Origin of the sequence: Methylobacterium sp. UNCCL125, assembly GCF_900116795.1 — a bacterium.
In the GTDB taxonomy this organism is placed as follows: Bacteria; Pseudomonadota; Alphaproteobacteria; order Rhizobiales; family Beijerinckiaceae; genus Methylobacterium; species Methylobacterium fujisawaense.
This window is the reverse complement of record NZ_FPBW01000017.1, coordinates 104582-120899: the sequence shown is the minus strand read 5'-3', so window position 1 is coordinate 120899 and position 16318 is coordinate 104582. Positions and strand designations below refer to the sequence as shown.

The following is a 16318-nucleotide window of genomic DNA, read 5'->3' as shown; positions in this document are numbered from 1 at the left end:
GCCCCACGTCTCATCCCCGTCTCTCCGCCGGCCGCACCCAGCAGGGCCGCGGCCCGCATCCGCATGGGATGCACGACGAGAGCCCGTGCCGGACCGACCGGCGCAGGATGCCGGACACGGCGATCCTGTGATCCACGGCTCACGCGATCTCAGTATCCGATAATCAAATTCTCTGGGCAATGAGCGGATATACTGTCCGTCAGACATCAAAACCTCGGCGTTAACCGAAAATTTTTAGTCGGATTATATACAACCGGTGAAATCGGGCGGCGGATGATCGTCGTTTCGCGTCGCCGTGAGGGTTCGGCGCGACTCGGCAATCCAGCCGAACGCTTGAGTTCAAAGACATTCGCCCGGTGACAAAGTCGAAGTCTTCGCGTTCGCTCGAAGCCGGGCGGTTCATTCTGTATTTGTGTCTAGCGTGAGCGGGTCCGACCGTCCCATGACTGCTCTCGATCCCGCCGACGTCTTCCGGGCCGAAGCCGCCGAGCTTCTGGCCTGCCTGGAGACGACCCTGCTCGACCTCGGCGACAGGCCCGAGGACCGCGCCCTGATCGACACCGCCTTCCGCGCCCTGCACACCATCAAGGGCTCGGGCGCCATGTTCGGCTTCGAGCAGGTCGCCGCCTTCACCCACGACTTCGAGACCGCCTTCGACCGCGTCCGTCGCGGCGAGGTTCCGGTCGGCCACGACCTCGTCAACGTCTCTCTCTCGGCCAAGGACTATATCCGCGGCCTCATCGAGGAGCCGGAGGCCAGCGCGCCCATCATCGGCGAGGCCATCCTGGCCGAACTCGAGCAGCTCCTCGGCACCACCGGCCGCCCCGCCGCCGCGCCGTTGGCCCCCCATCCGGATCCGGTCGCCGAGCCCATCCCGATGGTGGAGGGCGGCTGGCAGATCGGCATCGCCTTCGCGCCCGACGTGCTGCGCAACGGTACCAATCCCCTGGCGCTCCTCGACGAACTGCGCGACCTCGGCGCCTGCACGATCGTGCCGCGCCTCGACGCGCTGCCCGAACTGCCGGGCCTCGATCCCGAGAGCCTCGCCATCGGCTGGGACGTCACGCTGCGCGCGGCCGTGACCCGCGAGGCGATCGAGGATGTCTTCCTGTTCGTGCGGGACGAGATGACCCTGACCCTGGTCCCGGTCTCGCCGGCGCAGCCGGACGCCGCACCCGAACCGGTCGAGGCCGCGCCCGGGCCGTTTGCGCCGCCGACCGTCACGGCTCCGGCGGCGGGTCTCGCCGCCATCGCCTCCGTCGAAGCCCCACCCGTCGCGCCGCCGGCGATCGCGCCCGCGGCCCCGACCGCTGAGCGGAGCCCGGCGCGGCGGGCCGAGGAGCGGCCGGCCAGCAGCGTGCGGGTCGAGGCGGAGCGGCTCGACGAGCTGATGGACCGGGTCGGCGAACTGGTCATCGCCCAGGCCCGGCTGAGCCAGCTCGCCGGCCTGAGCGCCGATCCCGGCCTCAAGGGCATCGCGGAGGAGATCGAGCGCCTGTCGGCGCGGCTGCGCGACACCACGATGAGCATCCGCATGGTCGCCATCGGCGCGCTGTTCGGCCGTTTCCGCCGCCTGATCCACGATCTCTCGCGCGATCTCGGCAAGCCGGTGGAGTTCGTCACCGGCGGCGAGGACACCGAACTCGACAAGACCGTGATCGAGCGGCTGGCCGACCCGCTCGTCCACCTGATCCGCAACGCCATCGACCACGGCATCGAGGCGCCCGGGCGCCGGGCCGCCGCCGCCAAGGCCGCGACCGGGCGTATCACGCTGACCGCCGAGCATGTCGGCGCCCAGGTGCTGGTGAGCGTGCGCGACGACGGCGCCGGGCTCGACGCGGCACGCATCCGCGCCAAGGCCGAGGAGAAGGGCCTGTGCGCGCCCGGCGCGGTGCTCACCGACCAGCAGGTCTACCAGTTCCTGTTCGCGCCGGGCTTCTCGACCGCCCAGGAGATCTCGGCCCTGTCGGGGCGCGGGGTCGGCATGGACGTGGTCAAGAAGACGATCGAGAGCCTGCGCGGCACAATCGACATCGCGACCGAGCCGGGGGGCGGCACGACGGTCGCCCTGCGCCTGCCGCTGACGCTGGCGATCATCGAGGGATTGCTGATCCGGGTGGGGGAGGGGCGCTACGTCATCCCCCTGGCGGCGGTGGAGGAATGCGTCGAGCTGCCCGCCGGCGAGCGCGGCGGGCGCGGGCGGGACTTCCTGAACATCCGGGGCGCGCTGGTGCCGTTCCTGCGGCTGCGCAGCCTGTTCGGGGCCGCGGGCGAGCCGGAGCTGCACCAGAAGGTGATCATCGTCGCGGCGGGCGAGGCCCGGGTCGGGCTGGTGGCGGACCAGATCATCGGCAACCACCAGACGGTGATCAAGTCGCTGTCGAAGCTGCACGCGGACGTGGCGACGTTCTCGGGGGCGACGATCCTGGGCGACGGCACGGCGGCGCTGATCATCGATGTCGGCCGGCTCGTGAGCGGCGGCGGCGCCGAGGGCGCGCGCGTGTATCAGGAGGTGGCGTGATGAGCGGCGGCGTGACGAGCGGTTCTCTCGGAACCGGACCGCAGGCGGGGTCGCGGGGCGGCCAGCAGGTGGTGATGTTCCGGATCGGAACGGAGAGCTTCGCGCTGGATGCCGGGATGGTGCGCGAGATCATCGATCCGATCCCGGCGACGCGGGTGGCGGGGGCGCGGCCGCATATCGACCGGATCGTGAACGTGCGCGGCAACGTCATCCCCCTGGCCGACATCCGCGAGCGGTTCGGGATGCCGGCGGCGGCGGACAGCCCGGACACGCGCTTCCTAGTGCTGGAGGTTGCGGTGGGGGGCGATCCGGTGGTGGTCGCGCTGGTGGCCGACAAGGTGTTCGCGGTGACGGAGATCGATCCGGCGAGCTGCCAGGCGGTGCCGCCGGTCGGCACGACGTGGCGCCCTGAATACATCCGGTCGATCGTCAAGGCGAGGGATGAATTCATCATCGTCCCCGAACTCGAGCAGATCCTCAACTGAAGTCTTGTGGCTGTCCTGTCCAAGTGTTGCGTGCGTGGGGTGAGTACGATGCGTTTCTCGATCAAGGCCAAGCTCGCAGGCGGCTTCGGCGCCGTCCTGCTCCTGACCGCCGCGGCCGGCGGCGTCGGCTATCAGAAGTTGATGTCTTCCGAGGAGTCGATGAAGTTCGTCATCAGCCGCGCCGAGCTGCAGGCCCTCGTGCTGGACGCGAAGGGCCACGCGATCAATGGCGTCAGCAACGTGCGGGCGGCGGTGATCAGCACCGATGACGCCCAGATGACGGAGTTCAGCAAGCGCGCTGCGGACAACCGCAACGACGCCGTGGCGGGCTTGGCCAAGGCCAAGGGCTACATCGTCGCGGATGAGGGCAAGCGGCTGCTGGATGACCTGTCCGACAAGTACGAGAAGCAGCGCGCCCTGGCCGGGAAGATCATCGATCTGACGAAGCAGAATTCCGGCGTCAGGACCTGGGCCGAGATCAACACGACGGGTCGGCCGGCGACGGCGGCGCTCCGTTCGGAACTCGACACCTTGGCCAAGGGCCGCTCGGGCGAGACATCGGGTGACGACTTGGCCAAGTCTGCGGCCGCCTTCCAGATCCGCATGGAGCGGGCCTGGGGACAGCTTCAATCGGCGACCGGTGCGACGACCCTCGAGGTGCTGGAGCAGCGGGTGAACGCGGCCAAGCAGGTGCGGGATGAGGTCGCGCACGCCATGGACGACCTCCTGCGCGCGAGCGCCGCGCAGGGCATCTCGACCGAGGGGGTGCGCCAGAAATACGCCGCCTGGTCGGCCTCGTTCCAGAAGGCGCTGGCGACCATCGAGACGGGGGCCGCCGTCAAGGCCGCCGACCTCGCCTCCGGCGACTACGCGACGCTGAGCCTCGCGGCGAACCGGGCCTTCGACGCGCTGGCCGAATTCCAGAACCGCCGCATGATCGACGCCGTCGGCAGGGCCAAGGCCGATGCGAGCGAGGGCCAGACGATCCTGCTCGCCACCGTTGCGGCGGCGCTCCTCCTCGGCCTCGGCATCGCCACCTGGCTCGCCTTCTCGATCTCCCGTGGCCTCGGCCGCGCCGTGACCCTCGCCGACGCGGTGGCGATGGGCGACCTGAGCCAGACCGCGAAGGTCACCTCCAACGACGAGCTCGGCGACCTCGTGGGGGCCATGGGCCGCATGACCGAGAACCTGAACGCGACGGCCGCGCTCGCCAACGCCATCGCCCAGGGCGACCTCAGGGTCGAGGCCCGGCCGCTCTCCGACAAGGACACGATGGGCATCGCCCTGCAGACCATGCTGACGAAGCTGCGCGCCGTCGTGGCCGAGGCGAGCGCGGCGGCGAGCAACGTGTCGGCGGGGTCCCAGGAGCTGTCGGCCTCGGCCGAGCAGCTGTCGCAGGGCTCGACCGAGCAGGCGGCCTCGACCGAGGAGGCCTCGGCCTCGATGGAGGAGATGGCCGCCAACGTGAAGCAGAACGCCGAGAACGCCAGCCAGACCGAGACGATCGCCCGGCAATCGGCCCAGGACGCGGAGGCCAGCGGGGTCGCCGTCGGCCGCGCCGTCGAGGCCATGCAGACCATCGCGCAGAAGATCACCATCGTGCAGGAGATCGCCCGCCAGACCGACCTGCTGGCCCTCAACGCCGCCGTCGAGGCGGCCCGGGCCGGCGAGCATGGCCGCGGCTTCGCGGTGGTGGCCAGCGAGGTGCGCAAGCTCGCCGAGCGCAGCCAGGCGGCCGCGGCCGAGATCGGCACGCTGTCGTCCGACACCGTCAAGGCCGCCCAGCAGGCCGGCGACATGCTCGGCAAGCTCGTGCCCGACATCAAGAAGACCGCCAGCCTGGTGGAGGAGATCACCGCCGCCTGCCGCGAGCAGGATGTCGGCTCGGGCCAGATCAATCAGGCGATCCAGCAGCTCGACAAGGTGACCCAGCAGAACGCCAGCGCCTCCGAGCAGGTCTCGGCCACCTCCGAGGAACTGGCCACCCAGGCCGAGAAGCTGCAGGCGACGATCGCCTACTTCCGCATCACCGAGGCGGCCGCACCGGTCGGGCCTCTGGCCGGTGTCGATCAGGCGGTGACGCGGCTGCGCGCGACCGCGACGCGGATGGGCGCGCCCTCGGCGGCGATCCGCTCGCCGAGCCCGAAGCGGGCGGTGGGGCGCAACCCGGCCGCGGCCGGGGGCTTCGCCCTCGACATGGGCGAGGGCGACGCGCAGGACGCCGCCTTCACCCGCGTCGCCTGACACCTCGCCCGACAGGTCATCCGACAGGTCGCCCGACCTGTCGGGCGAGGCCCGGATCCGCGCGGCGCTCGTCCCCGCGCGGATCCCGCCGTCGGCGCATGTCGCAGTCCATCCGGAGACCCTGCATGTCCAGTGTGTGGCAGTACCTGACCCTCGGTCTCGGCGCCGAGATCTTCGGGATCGACGTCGAGCACGTCCACGAGATCCTGGACTACCGGGTCCCGGCGGCCCTGCCGCAGGCGCCGGCCTTCCTGCTCGGCATGATCGACGTGCGCGGGCAGAGCTACCCGGTGGTGGACCTGCGCACCAAGCTCGGCCTGCCGCCCGTGGCGCGCACGCCGGCGACGCGGATCATCCTGCTCAACGTGCCGATGCCGGGCCGGGCGCTGCGGGTCGGGTTCGTGGCCGACCGGGTGATCGAGGTGACGGAACTCGACGGGACCGAGATGGAGGCGGCCCCCGAGGTCGGCGGCCGCTGGAACGCGCGCTACATCGCCGGGATCGGCCGCCGGGGCGAAGCGTTCGTTGTGGTGTTCGACCTCGTCGCGCTCATGGACGGCGACGGGCCCGCGCTCGCCGCGTCGCCCCAGGCCGCCTGAGCGGACCCGGGACCATGGAGACCGATCCGGGTCACCTGAGCGACCGGCATTTCCGCTCGGTCGCCGACCTCGTCCAGCACCATGCCGGCATCCAGCTGCCGCCGGCCAAGCGCACCATGGTCGAGGGCCGGCTGCGCAAGCGCATGCGCGCCCTCGATCTTCCGACCCTCGAGGCCTATGGCCGCCACCTGTTCGAGGCGGGCCATCTCGCGGACGAGTTCCCGCACCTCGTCGACTGCGTGACGACGAACAAGACCGACTTCTTCCGCGAGCCCGCGCATTTCGATCTGCTGCGCACGACGATCGTCCCGCGGCTGGCGGCGCGGGGCGACCGGCCGCTGCTCAAGGTCTGGAGCGCGGCGGCTTCGACCGGGGCGGAGGCCTATACGCTGGCGATGGTCCTGCAGGACATGGCCGCCGACCGGTTCCGCTACGCCATCCTCGGGACCGACATCTCCTCGGAGGTGCTCGACCGCGCCCGGACGGCGATCTACCCGGAGGAGATGCTGGAGGCGGTGCCGCCGGACCTGCGGCGGCGCTACGTGATGGTCGCGCGCGATCCGGCCCGGCGCGAGGGGCGGATCGTGCCCGAGCTGCGCGCCCGGGTGCGGTTCCAGCGGCTCAACCTGATGGACGAAAGCTACCCGATCGACCGGGACGTCGACCTCGTCTTCTGCCGCAACGTGCTGATCTACTTCGACAAGCCGACCCAGAAGGCCGTGGTCGCACGCCTGGCCGGGCACCTGCGCCCCGGCGGATACCTGATCGTCGGCCATTCCGAATCGATGGCGGGCGTCGGCGTGGCGGGCCTCGACCAGATGTCCTCGACCGTCTTCAGCAAGCTGAGGGATTCCGGCCGGTGAATGCGTCGAGACCGATCCGCGTCCTCATCGTCGACGACTCGGCCTCCGTCCGCCAGACCCTGTGCGGCATCCTGGAGACGGCGCCCGACATCGCGGTCCTGGGTACCGCGGCCGATCCGTTCATCGCCGCCCGCCGGATCCAGGAGGAGATCCCGGACGTCATCATCCTCGATCTCGAGATGCCGCGCATGGACGGCCTGACCTTTCTGCGCAAGATCATGGCGCAGAAGCCGCTCCCGGTGATCGTCTGCTCGACCCTGACCGAGGCGGGTTCCCGGATCCTGTTCGAGGTGCTGGAGGCGGGCGCCGTCGACGTACTGCCGAAGCCGCGGGTCGACACCCGCCAGTTCCTGCTCGAATCCACGGTGCGGGTCTGCGACGCGGTGCGCGCGGCCGCCCGGGCCAAGCTGCGCGGCAGCCGGCCGCCGCGACAGCTCGTCGAAGCGAAGCTCTCGGCCGATGTCGTCCTGCCGCCGCCCGTGCCCGGACGCGTCGTGGTCGAGACCGATCGGATCGTCTGCATCGGCGCGTCGACGGGCGGGACGGAAGCCCTGCGCGACGTGCTCGAGGTGCTGCCCGCCGAGTCCCCCGGCCTCGTCATCGTGCAGCACATGCCGGAGCACTTCACGGCGGCCTTCGCCAAGCGCCTGAACGGGCTCTGCGCGATCACCGTCAAGGAGGCGGAGGACGGCGATCCGGTGCTGCGGGGCCGGGCCCTGATCGCCCCGGGCGGGCGGCACCTCATGGTCGAGCGCCGAGGCGGCAGCTACGCGGTGTCGGTGAAGGACGGTCCGCTCGTCGCGCGCCATCGCCCGTCCGTCGATGTGCTGTTCCGGTCGGCCGCCCGGGCGGCGGCCGCGAACGCGCTGGGCATCCTGATGACCGGCATGGGCGACGACGGCGCCAACGGCCTGCTGGAGATGCGCCGGGCCGGGGCGCAGACCGTGGCGCAGGACGAGGCGAGTTGCGTGGTGTTCGGGATGCCCAAGGAGGCGATCGATCGCGGCGCGGCCGCCAAGGTCCTGCCGCTCGAGCAGATGCCCGGGGAGATCCGGCGGTTCGGCCTGACCGTGGCGGGGCCGCGCTGAGGCCGGTGTGACCGCCGGCCTCGGGCTCAGGACTGGTCGCGACGCTCGGACTTCGCCTCGGATCTCGCCCGGCGCGCCCGCGTGCGGCTGTATTGCGGAGGCGATCCGCGCAGCGCCCCGGCGGGAGCCGTCTTCACGGAGCGGGCCGGAGGCGGCCCCATATCCCCGCCGCGGCGCGCACCCGCGTTCGCGCGCTTCGTACTCCGCCCGCTCGACGTTGCGATGCTGCCTGCGCGGATGCCGGCCTCCTGTGTCCGGGCATCCAGCAGGTCCTGAACACCGGGCGGATGATCGGGCACGGGAAACAGGCTGGCCAGCCCGTCGGCGACGCCTCTGAGCACGGCATCCGCCTGCTCTTGATCTTCCCTGCCCTGTACGACGATGAAACTCATCTGCGCACCCGGATCGTTGGTTCAGATCCTAAACTCGACGGGATGCGAAGGGTTGCTCAGGCCGTTGTGAAGTCGTCCGGTGATGTCGGATATCGGCGCTTCATGAACGCGATGTAATCAACTTGCAGTCGTGTCGCGAAGAGTGCCGAATCATTGGGCAGGCCCGTGGCAGGGCTTCGCGACCACTCGCGGCGACCACTCGCGGCGACCACTCGCGGCGGCCGCTTCGGCGCCGGCAGGGTCGGGGCCGGCCCGGCGCAGGACGAGGCGAGGCTGTGCCCGTGCGTCACGTCCCCAGGGCGCCGCGTGCCGGCACCTCCGTCACCACGCGGCGCGGAAAGCCCGGCCGGCTCACGCGGCGTAGCGGTCGAGCGCCAGATCGTTGCTCGCGATCTCCGGGGCCCGGCCGGACACGAGGTCGGCGAGCAGGCGGCCCGAGCCGCAGGCCATCGTCCAGCCGAGGGTGCCGTGGCCGGTGTTGGTGAACAGGTTCGCGACCCGCGTCCCCCCGACGATCGGCGTGCCGTCCGGCGTCATCGGCCGCAGGCCGGTCCAGAACGCGGCCCGGGAGAGGTCGCCGCCCGCGGGGAACAGGTCCTGCACCGAGCGCGCGAGGGTCTCGCGGCGCGGCAGGCGCAGGGCGCTGCTGAAACCGGCGAGTTCGGCGGTGCCGCCGACGCGGATGCGGTCGCCGAGCCGGGTGATCGCCACCTTGTAGGTCTCGTCCATCACCGTCGAGACCGGGGCGGCGGCCGCATCGGCGATGGGCAGGGTCAGGGAATAGCCCTTCACCGGGTAGACCGGCAGGGCGATCCCGAGGGGGCGCAGCAGGGCCGGCGTGTAGCTGCCCAGCGCCGCCACGTAGGCCTCCGCCCGCAGGAGCTCACCGCCGGCGGTCTCCACCGCCGTCACCCGGTCGCCGGCATGGTGCAGGCGCGCGATCGCCGTCCCGTAGCGGAAGGTGACGCCGAGGCCCTCGCAGATCGCGGCGAGGCGCTGCGTGAACAGGTGCGCGTCGCCGGTCTCGTCGCCCGGCAGCCGCAGGCCGCCGACGAACACGTCCGGCACCGCCGCGAGCGCGGGCTCCGCGGCGATGCAGCCCGCCGGATCCAGAACCGTGTAGGGCACGCCGTAGGCGTCGAGGACGCGGGTGTCGTCGCCGACATGGTCGAGCTGCTTCTGCGTCCGGAAGAGCTGCAGCGTGCCCTTCTCCCGGTGGTCGTAGGCGATGCCCGTCTCGGTGCGCAGGTCCCGCAGCACGTCGCGGCTGTACTCGGCGAGCCGGACCATGCGGCCCTTGTTCCGCCGGTAGGCCTCCTCGGTGCAGTTGGCGAGCATCCGCGTGAGCCAGCCGTAGAGGCGGGGCTCCAGGCGCGGCCAGAGCACCAGGGGGCGGTGCCGCATCATCAGCCACTTGAGCGCCTTCACGGGGATCCCGGGGGCCGCCCAGGGCGCCGCGTAGCCCGGCGAGACCTGGCCGGCATTGGCGAAGCTGGTCTCCAGGCCGGCGCCGGGTTGGCGCTCCAGAACGGTCACCTGATGGCCGGCCCGGGCGAGGTAGTAGGCCGAGGTGACGCCGACGACGCCGCCGCCGAGGATGAGGACGTTCATGGCGGGCCTCAGGCTCCGAGATAGACGCGGTGGAAGCGGTGGCCGAGGTTGGTTAGGACCTCGTAGCCGATCGTGCCGGCCGCCGCGGCGACGGCGTCGACGTCGCGCTCCGGCCCGATGATGTCGACGAGCGCCCCCGGCCCGATCGTGCCGGGGGCCAGGTCGGTGACGTCCAGGACGAGGCTGTCCATCGAGACCCGCCCGACCACGGGCAGGCGCGTGCCGCCGAACCAGGCCGCCCCACCGGCGGTGCTGCGGAAGAACCCGTCCGCGTAGCCGATCGCCACGGTGGCGAGGCGGCTGTCCCGGCCGACCTTCGCCGCGTGCCCGTAGCCGACGGGGGTCCCAGCCGGGACGCTGCGCGTCTGCATCACCCGCGCCCGCAGACCGATCACCGGCCGCATCGGATTCGGGGCGTCCGCCTGCGGGGCGATCCCGTAGAGGGCGGCGCCGGGGCGCACCAGGTCGAACCGGAAGTCCGGCCCGAGGAAGATCCCGGAGGAGGCCGAGAGGCTCGCGGGCACGGCCGGCAGGCGCCGCCGGACGACCTCGAAGACGGCGCGCTGCGCCGCGTTGACGGGGCTGTCCGGCTCGCCCGCACAGGCGAGGTGGCTCATCACCAGCTGCAGGTCGAGGCCCGCGAGCGCGTCCGGCGCGTCGAGGAGCGCGCAGGCTTCGTCCGGCGCGAAGCCGAACCGGGCCATGCCGGAATCGATCTGGAGGATCGCGGGCAGGCGCCGGTCCAGGCTCCGGGCGAGACCCTGCCAGCCGTCGCGCTGCGACCGGTCATTGAGGACGGGGACGAGGTCGTGGGCCGCGCAGGCCGCCTCGCTGCCCGGGGAGGCGCCGTTGAGCACGGCGATCACGGGGCCGGGGCCGAGGATCGCCCGGAGGGCGACGCCCTCGCCGACCTGCGCCACGAAGAAGTGCCGACAGCCGGCGGCGGCCAGGACCGGCGCCACCCGGTCGGCGCCGAGCCCGTAGGCGTCCGCCTTGACCACCGCCGCGCAGACGGCCGGCCCGGCATGCAACGCGAGGGCACGGTAATTGTCGGCGATGGCCCCGAGGTCGATCGTCAGGAGCGCGGCTGCCGTGCCTGCGGGACCGGCATCGGGCCGGTGATCGCGATCGATCCTGCTCATGGCGACCCCCGGGGCGGCTCCCTGATGCGCTGCCGCCAAGCTATACGGAGGATCGTCGAACAGGCGTGCGATGTGTCGAAGCGTCTTGCGACGATTGGCGGCTCGTGCAATTTCCTACGGCGATTTCGAAGATCCTTCGTGACCCGCCGTGGACGAGATCGACCGCCGCATCATCCAGGCCCTGCGCGTCGACGGCCGGATCAGCAATGCCGACCTCGCCGCCGCAATCGGCCTGTCCGCCTCCGCCTGCCACCGCCGCGTGCGCCTGCTGGAGGAATCCGGGATCATCCGGGGCTACACCGCGCTGATCGGCGGCGGCGGCGACGCGCCGGGCCTCGTGGTGCTCACGCAGTTCACCCTGGACCGCCAGACCGAGGATTACCTCAACCGCTTCGAGGCGGCCGTCCGGCGCTGTCCCGAGGTGCAGGATTGCTATCTGATGACCGGTACGGCCGATTACCTGGTCAAGCTCAAGGTGGTCGACGCGGCCGATTACGAGCGGCTGCACAAGGATGTCCTGTCGCGTCTCCCCGGCGTGGCCCGGCTGCAATCGAGCTTCGCCATCCGGACCGTCGTGGCGGCGGGCCGGCCCCTCTGATGGCCGACGCGGATCAGGATGCGAGAGGAGCCCCGGCATGACGTCGAGTCCCGGTTCTGACGCGGTAGTCCCCTGCGACCTGCGCCTGCGCGATGTCACGCTCGCCGAAGGCCGCCGGGCGACCATCGACATCCGGGACGGCCGCGTGGCCGTCCTGCACGATCCCGGCGCGCCGCTGCCCCCTGCCGCTCGCACGATCGACCTCGGCGGCGCCCTGGTGCTGCCGGGCTTGGCGGACGGGCACGTCCATCTCGACAAGTGCCTGCTCGGCCTCGCTTGGCGCCCCCACCGGGCGCAGGGATCCGTCCGCGCGATCATCGCGGACGAGAAGGCCTTCCGCCGGACCACGCGGGTGCCGCTCGCCGCGCAGGGCGCCGAGGCCCTCCTCGAACGCATGCTCCGCGGCGGCACGACGAGCCTGCGGACCCATGTCGACATCGACGACGTCACGCGGCTCGACCACCTCGCCCAGATCCTCGACCTGCGGGCGCGCTGGTCCGACCGGATGCAGATCCAGATCGTCGCCTTCCCGCAGAGCGGGATCCTGGGATGCCCGCCGGTCGCGGGCGACCTGGACGAGGCCCTGCGGATGGGCGCCGATCTCGTCGGCGGCCTCGATCCCGTCGGCATCGACGGCGATCGCGACGGTCACCTGGACATCGTCTTCGCCCTGGCCGAGCGTCACGGAAGGGGTATCGACATCCACCTTCACGACGGCGGCGAAGCCGGCCTCGACACGATCGCGGCGATCGCGGCCCGCACGGCGGCGGCCGGCCTCGGCGGGCGGGTCACGATCAGCCACGCCTTCGCCCTCGCGGAAGCCGACGATCTCCAACTCGGCCGGATCGCGGAAGGCCTGAACCGGGCCGGCGTCGCGATCCTCAGCAGCGTGCCGGGCGGGCGCCGATGCCCGCCGATTCCGCGGCTGCGGGACCTCGGCGTCCCGGTCTGCTTCGGCACCGACAATGTCCGCGACTGCTGGAATCCAGCCACGGTCACCGGCATGGTCGACCGCGCCCAGCTCGCCGCCTATCGGTTCGATCTCCGCACCGACGGAGAGCTCGCCGCGCTGCTCGATCCCGTCACAACCGTCCCGGCGCGGGTTCTGGGGCTGGGCCCGGGCGTGGTGGCGCCGGGGGCCCGGGCCGACCTGATCGCCTTCCGCGCCGGCAACGTGCCCCAGGTGATCGTCGAGCGCCAGCCGCCCGTGCTCGTCGTGGCGCGGGGGACCGTCGCGGTCGACCGGCACGGTGCGGCCGCCGGAGGCCCGCCGCCGTGAACGACCGCGCCCTGCGCTATCTCCTCGCCGTCGTGCGCGCGGGCTCGGTCCGGGCCGCCGCCGAGGGCCTGAATGTCGCCGCCTCGGCCGTCAGTCGGCAGATCATCGAGCTGGAGGCGCAGGTCGGCGAGACGCTGCTCGAACGCCTGCCCCGGGGCGTGGTCCCCACCGAGGCCGGCCGTCTGGTCGCCGAGCACGCGCAGCGGCAGGCCGACGAGGCGGCGCTCCTCGAGGACCAGCTCAAGCGCCTGCGCGGGGTGCAGCGGGGGACGATCAGCCTGCGCTGCGGCGCTGGCTTCCTGATCGACCTCCTCGACAACGCCCTCGCGGGCTTCGCGCAGGACCATCCGGGCATCGCCTATCAGGTCGAGATCGGCACCACCGACGGCATCCTCGCGGCGATCGCGCGGGGTGAGGCGGATATCGGCCTCGTCTACAATCCGCCCGCGCATCCGGATGTCCGCGGCGTCGTCTCCGCCCGGCAGCCCTTGCTCGCCGTCCTGCCGAAGGGTCACCCCCTCGCCAATGGGTCGGCGCCGGTTCCCCTGCGCAGCTTCGCCACCGAGCCGGCCGCCCTGCTGCCGCCCGACCACGGGGTGCGCCAGCTCCTCGGCCGCGTCGAGGCGGATGGCGGGTTCCGGCTGGTGCCGCGGCTGGAGACGGCGTCCTTCGAGCTGCACCGCCGCTTCGTCATGGCGGCCATGGGGGTGGCCTTCCTGCCCCGCTTCGTGGTCGCGGCCGAATTGCGCGCCGACCTTCTGGACGCGGTGCCGTTGCGCGACGCCATCCTGTCCGAGGCGAGCGCCCACTTGGTCATCCGGGCCGGGCGACGGCTGCCCGAGGGGGCGGCCCGGCTGCTGGGCTGGCTGGCCGACCACATGGTGGCGTTCCGGCCGCCGCCGGCCTGATCGGGACCGTGCTGAATTTCCGCACGCATCGTGCAGAAATCGGTTGTTGTCGCAACGCTCGATTGCCGGAACGATAGTGCCGCATCGTGAGGACGGATCGGCATGACCATCGCAACGGTAGGGGTCGTCGGGCTCGGCAATATGGGTCTGGGCATGGCCGCGACCCTGGCCCGCAAGGGCTTCACGGTCCTGGGCTACGACCTCAGCCCGGCCCGGCGCCCGGCCGCGGAGGCCGCCGGCGTGACGACACGCAACACCCTCAACGAGGTCCTGCGCGCGGCCGACGCCCTGGTCTTCTCGCTGCCGCTGGCGCGGGACGTGGAGGCGGTGGTCACCGCGGAGGGCGGCCTCCTGTCCCGGACCGACCGGAAGGTTGTGGTGGTGGACACCTCGACCTCGGATCCCGGCACCACCCGGCGCTTGGCCGAGCGCCTCGCCGCGGCCGGCCACGCCCTCCTCGACGCGCCGGTGAGCGGCGGCCCGTCCGGCGCCGCCGAGGGGACCCTGACCATGATGGTCGGCGGGGCGGAGGCGGATTACGCCCTGGCCCGGCCGGTCCTGGAGGCCATGTCGGCCCGCGCCCCCCATGTCGGGCCGTCGGGCGCCGGCAACATCGTCAAGCTCGTCAACAACCTGCTGGTGGCGGCCCATCTCGTGACCACCGGCGAGGCCCTGCGCCTGTCCGAGGCCGCGGGCCTCTCGGCCGACGAGGCGGTCAAGGTCGTCAACACCGCCACCGGCCGCAGCGCGATCAGCGAGGTCATGGTCCCGCGCTGGGTCCAGTCCGGCACCTTCGACAGCGGCTTCTCGGCCGGCCTGATGCGCAAGGACGTGCGCCTCGCCCTGGAGCTCGCCGCCGAATGCGGGATCGACCTGCCGCTCTCCGCCGAGGTGAAGCGGATCTGGCAGGCCACGCAGGCCGCCATCCCCGACACGGCCGACTTCACCCGCATGGCCGATTACCGCGATCCCAAGGGAGCCCACTGATGTCCGGCACGTCGCACTCGCCCGCCGCCGACCGGGTCGCCGCCCTCCTGACCGACTTCCTGCCGGGCGGCCGCATCGGCAGCGTCGTGGCCGGCGAGGTCCTCGCCGGGACCGGCGCCGCCCTCGACCTCGTCAACCCCGCGGACGGCGGTGTGCTCGCGACCTTCGCCGATGCCGGGCCGTCGGTGGTCGAGGCCGCCATGGCGGCGGCCCGCGACGCCCAGCGCGCGTGGTGGGGGATGAGCGCCGCCGCCCGCGGCCGGGCCCTGTGGGCGGTCGCGGCCCTGGTCCGGCAGCACGCCGGGGCGCTGGCCGAGCTGGAGACCCTCTCGGCCGGCAAGCCGATCCGCGACACGCGCGGCGAGGTCGCCAAGGTCGCCGAGATGTTCGAGTATTATGCCGGCTGGTGCGACAAGCTCCACGGCGACGTCATCCCGGTGCCGAGTTCGCACCTGAACTACACCCGCCACGAGCCCTTCGGCACCGTGGTGCAGATCACCCCCTGGAACGCGCCGATCTTCACCGCCGGCTGGCAGATCGCCCCGGCCCTCTGCGCCGGCAACGCCGTGGTGCTGAAGCCCTCCGAGCTGACGCCGCTGACCTCGCTGGCGTTGGGCCTGCTCTGCGACCGCGCCGAGGGGATGCCCCGCGGCCTCGTCTCGGTGCTCGCCGGCGCCGGTCCGACCACGGGGGCCGCCGCGGTGGCCCATCCCGACACCCGCCTCGTCGTGTTCGTCGGCTCGGCCGAGGCCGGCGCGCAGATCGCCGCCGCGGCGGCCCGCGCCATCGTGCCGAGCGTGCTGGAGCTCGGCGGCAAGTCGGCCAACATCGTGTTCGCCGACGCCGACCTCGACCGGGCGCTGATCGGCGCGCAGGCCGCGATCTTCGGCGGCGCCGGCCAGAGCTGCGTGGCGGGCTCCCGCCTCCTCGTGCACCGTTCGATCCACGCGTCCTTCGTGGAGCGCCTGTCCCACGCCGCCGCGCGCATCCCGGTGGGGGCGCCGACCGACCCGGCGACGCAGATCGGGCCGATCAACAACCGGCGCCAGCGCGACAAGATCGCCGGCATGGTCGAGGCCGCGGCGAGCGCCGGCGCCACCATCGCGGCCGGCGGCGCCTGCCCCGCGTCCCTGCGGGACACGGGCGGCTTCTATTTCGGCCCGACCATCGTGGACGGCGTCGCGCCGGACGCGGCGATCGCCCGGGAGGAGGTGTTCGGCCCGGTCCTCACGGTCCTGCCGTTCGACGGCGAGGACGAGGCGGTGGCGCTGGCCAACGGCACGCCCTACGGCCTCGCGGGCGCGGTCTGGACCGGCGACGGCGGCCGCGGCCACCGGGTCGCGGCGGCTTTGCGGGCCGGAACGGTGTGGGTCAACGGCTACAAGACCATCAACGTGGCCTCGCCCTTCGGCGGCTTCGGCCGCTCGGGCTTCGGCCGCTCCTCGGGCCGCGAGGCGCTGATGGCCTACACGCAGACCAAGAGCGTCTGGGTCGAGACCGCGGCCCAGCCGGCGGTGACCTTCGGCTACGTGGGCTAGGCGCCGGGCGCGGGGGGCGACGGACGGGATCAACCGACACGACCGGCGGCCAAGTCCGGCAGG

14 protein-coding genes are annotated in these 16318 nt (G+C 72.4%); 11 read left to right on the top strand and 3 right to left on the bottom strand.

The genetic code is table 11. The features are described 5' to 3' along the window. The first annotated feature begins 442 nt into the window (after positions 1 to 442). The 6 genes from BM396_RS18460 to BM396_RS18435 all read left to right on the top strand — a co-directional run bounded on the left by BM396_RS18460 (position 443) and on the right by BM396_RS18435 (position 7800). A complete protein-coding gene (locus BM396_RS18460; protein WP_043389124.1) occupies positions 443 to 2521 on the top strand; it encodes a chemotaxis protein CheA in 2079 nt (692 codons plus the stop codon). Further along, positions 2521 to 3006 carry a chemotaxis protein CheW gene (locus BM396_RS18455; protein WP_043354088.1) on the top strand — a complete coding sequence of 162 codons (486 nt, stop codon included), beginning with the start codon at positions 2521 to 2523 and terminating at the stop codon, positions 3004 to 3006. The genes BM396_RS18460 and BM396_RS18455 overlap by 1 nt, the downstream gene beginning before the upstream one ends. 48 nt (positions 3007 to 3054) lie before the next feature. Beyond that, the gene (locus tag BM396_RS18450; RefSeq protein ID WP_043389121.1) at positions 3055 to 5250 is read left to right on the top strand and encodes a HAMP domain-containing methyl-accepting chemotaxis protein; all 2196 of its coding nucleotides are present in this window, start codon (positions 3055 to 3057) and stop codon (positions 5248 to 5250) included. A 125-nt stretch (positions 5251 to 5375) separates the two neighbouring features. Further along, positions 5376 to 5849: a chemotaxis protein CheW gene (locus tag BM396_RS18445; protein ID WP_043389119.1), complete on the top strand. Its 474-nt coding sequence runs from the start codon at positions 5376 to 5378 to the stop codon at positions 5847 to 5849. Positions 5850 to 5863: 14 nt separating this feature from the next. Beyond that, entirely contained in the window at positions 5864 to 6712 is an 849-nt protein-coding gene (locus tag BM396_RS18440; protein WP_043389116.1) for a CheR family methyltransferase, read from the top strand. Further along, the gene (locus BM396_RS18435) at positions 6709 to 7800 is read left to right on the top strand and encodes a protein-glutamate methylesterase/protein-glutamine glutaminase (protein ID WP_043389114.1); all 1092 of its coding nucleotides are present in this window, start codon (positions 6709 to 6711) and stop codon (positions 7798 to 7800) included. The genes BM396_RS18440 and BM396_RS18435 overlap by 4 nt, the downstream gene beginning before the upstream one ends. A gap of 26 nt (positions 7801 to 7826) precedes the next feature. Here BM396_RS18435 and BM396_RS18430 read toward each other — a convergent pair whose 3' ends face one another. From BM396_RS18430 to alr, 3 genes are all read right to left on the bottom strand, one after another. After that, positions 7827 to 8192, bottom strand: a complete 366-nt coding sequence (locus tag BM396_RS18430; RefSeq protein WP_081948913.1) for a hypothetical protein — start codon at positions 8190 to 8192, stop codon at positions 7827 to 7829. A 351-nt stretch (positions 8193 to 8543) separates the two neighbouring features. Next, the gene (locus tag BM396_RS18425; RefSeq protein ID WP_043389111.1) at positions 8544 to 9803 is read right to left on the bottom strand and encodes a D-amino acid dehydrogenase; all 1260 of its coding nucleotides are present in this window, start codon (positions 9801 to 9803) and stop codon (positions 8544 to 8546) included. A gap of 8 nt (positions 9804 to 9811) precedes the next feature. Next, positions 9812 to 10945: an alanine racemase gene (gene alr, locus BM396_RS18420; protein WP_043389108.1), complete on the bottom strand. Its 1134-nt coding sequence runs from the start codon at positions 10943 to 10945 to the stop codon at positions 9812 to 9814. A gap of 148 nt (positions 10946 to 11093) precedes the next feature. Here alr and BM396_RS18415 point away from each other — a divergent pair, with 148 nt between their 5' ends. The 5 genes from BM396_RS18415 to BM396_RS18395 all read left to right on the top strand — a co-directional run bounded on the left by BM396_RS18415 (position 11094) and on the right by BM396_RS18395 (position 16255). Continuing rightward, positions 11094 to 11543: an Lrp/AsnC family transcriptional regulator gene (locus BM396_RS18415; protein WP_043389107.1), complete on the top strand. Its 450-nt coding sequence runs from the start codon at positions 11094 to 11096 to the stop codon at positions 11541 to 11543. A gap of 37 nt (positions 11544 to 11580) precedes the next feature. Continuing rightward, positions 11581 to 12822, top strand: a complete 1242-nt coding sequence (locus BM396_RS18410) for an amidohydrolase (protein ID WP_043389104.1) — start codon at positions 11581 to 11583, stop codon at positions 12820 to 12822. Then, positions 12819 to 13730 (top strand): LysR family transcriptional regulator, encoded by a 912-nt coding sequence (locus BM396_RS18405; protein WP_043354113.1) that lies wholly within the window; start codon positions 12819 to 12821, stop codon positions 13728 to 13730. The genes BM396_RS18410 and BM396_RS18405 overlap by 4 nt, the downstream gene beginning before the upstream one ends. 102 nt (positions 13731 to 13832) lie before the next feature. Continuing rightward, a complete protein-coding gene (locus BM396_RS18400) occupies positions 13833 to 14717 on the top strand; it encodes an NAD(P)-dependent oxidoreductase (RefSeq protein ID WP_043389101.1) in 885 nt (294 codons plus the stop codon). Beyond that, the gene (locus tag BM396_RS18395) at positions 14717 to 16255 is read left to right on the top strand and encodes an aldehyde dehydrogenase family protein (protein ID WP_043389098.1); all 1539 of its coding nucleotides are present in this window, start codon (positions 14717 to 14719) and stop codon (positions 16253 to 16255) included. Before BM396_RS18400 ends, BM396_RS18395 begins: the two co-directional genes overlap by 1 nt. The last annotated feature ends 63 nt before the right edge of the window (positions 16256 to 16318 follow it).

Excerpts from the sequence above, each read along its gene's own strand:
- BM396_RS18455 (WP_043354088.1), top strand. The coding sequence starts at position 2,521 with ATGAGCGGCGGCGTGACGAGCGGTTCTCTCGGAACCGGACCGCAGGCG.
- BM396_RS18395 (WP_043389098.1), top strand. The coding sequence starts at position 14,717 with ATGTCCGGCACGTCGCACTCGCCCGCCGCCGACCGGGTCGCCGCCCTC.
- alr (WP_043389108.1), bottom strand. The coding sequence starts at position 10,945 with ATGAGCAGGATCGATCGCGATCACCGGCCCGATGCCGGTCCCGCAGGC.
- BM396_RS18450 (WP_043389121.1), top strand. The coding sequence starts at position 3,055 with ATGCGTTTCTCGATCAAGGCCAAGCTCGCAGGCGGCTTCGGCGCCGTC.
- BM396_RS18400 (WP_043389101.1), top strand. The coding sequence starts at position 13,833 with ATGACCATCGCAACGGTAGGGGTCGTCGGGCTCGGCAATATGGGTCTG.
- BM396_RS18460 (WP_043389124.1), top strand. The coding sequence starts at position 443 with ATGACTGCTCTCGATCCCGCCGACGTCTTCCGGGCCGAAGCCGCCGAG.
- BM396_RS18430 (WP_081948913.1), bottom strand. The coding sequence starts at position 8,192 with ATGAGTTTCATCGTCGTACAGGGCAGGGAAGATCAAGAGCAGGCGGAT.
- BM396_RS18445 (WP_043389119.1), top strand. The coding sequence starts at position 5,376 with ATGTCCAGTGTGTGGCAGTACCTGACCCTCGGTCTCGGCGCCGAGATC.
- BM396_RS18425 (WP_043389111.1), bottom strand. The coding sequence starts at position 9,803 with ATGAACGTCCTCATCCTCGGCGGCGGCGTCGTCGGCGTCACCTCGGCC.
- BM396_RS18440 (WP_043389116.1), top strand. The coding sequence starts at position 5,864 with ATGGAGACCGATCCGGGTCACCTGAGCGACCGGCATTTCCGCTCGGTC.
- BM396_RS18410 (WP_043389104.1), top strand. The coding sequence starts at position 11,581 with ATGACGTCGAGTCCCGGTTCTGACGCGGTAGTCCCCTGCGACCTGCGC.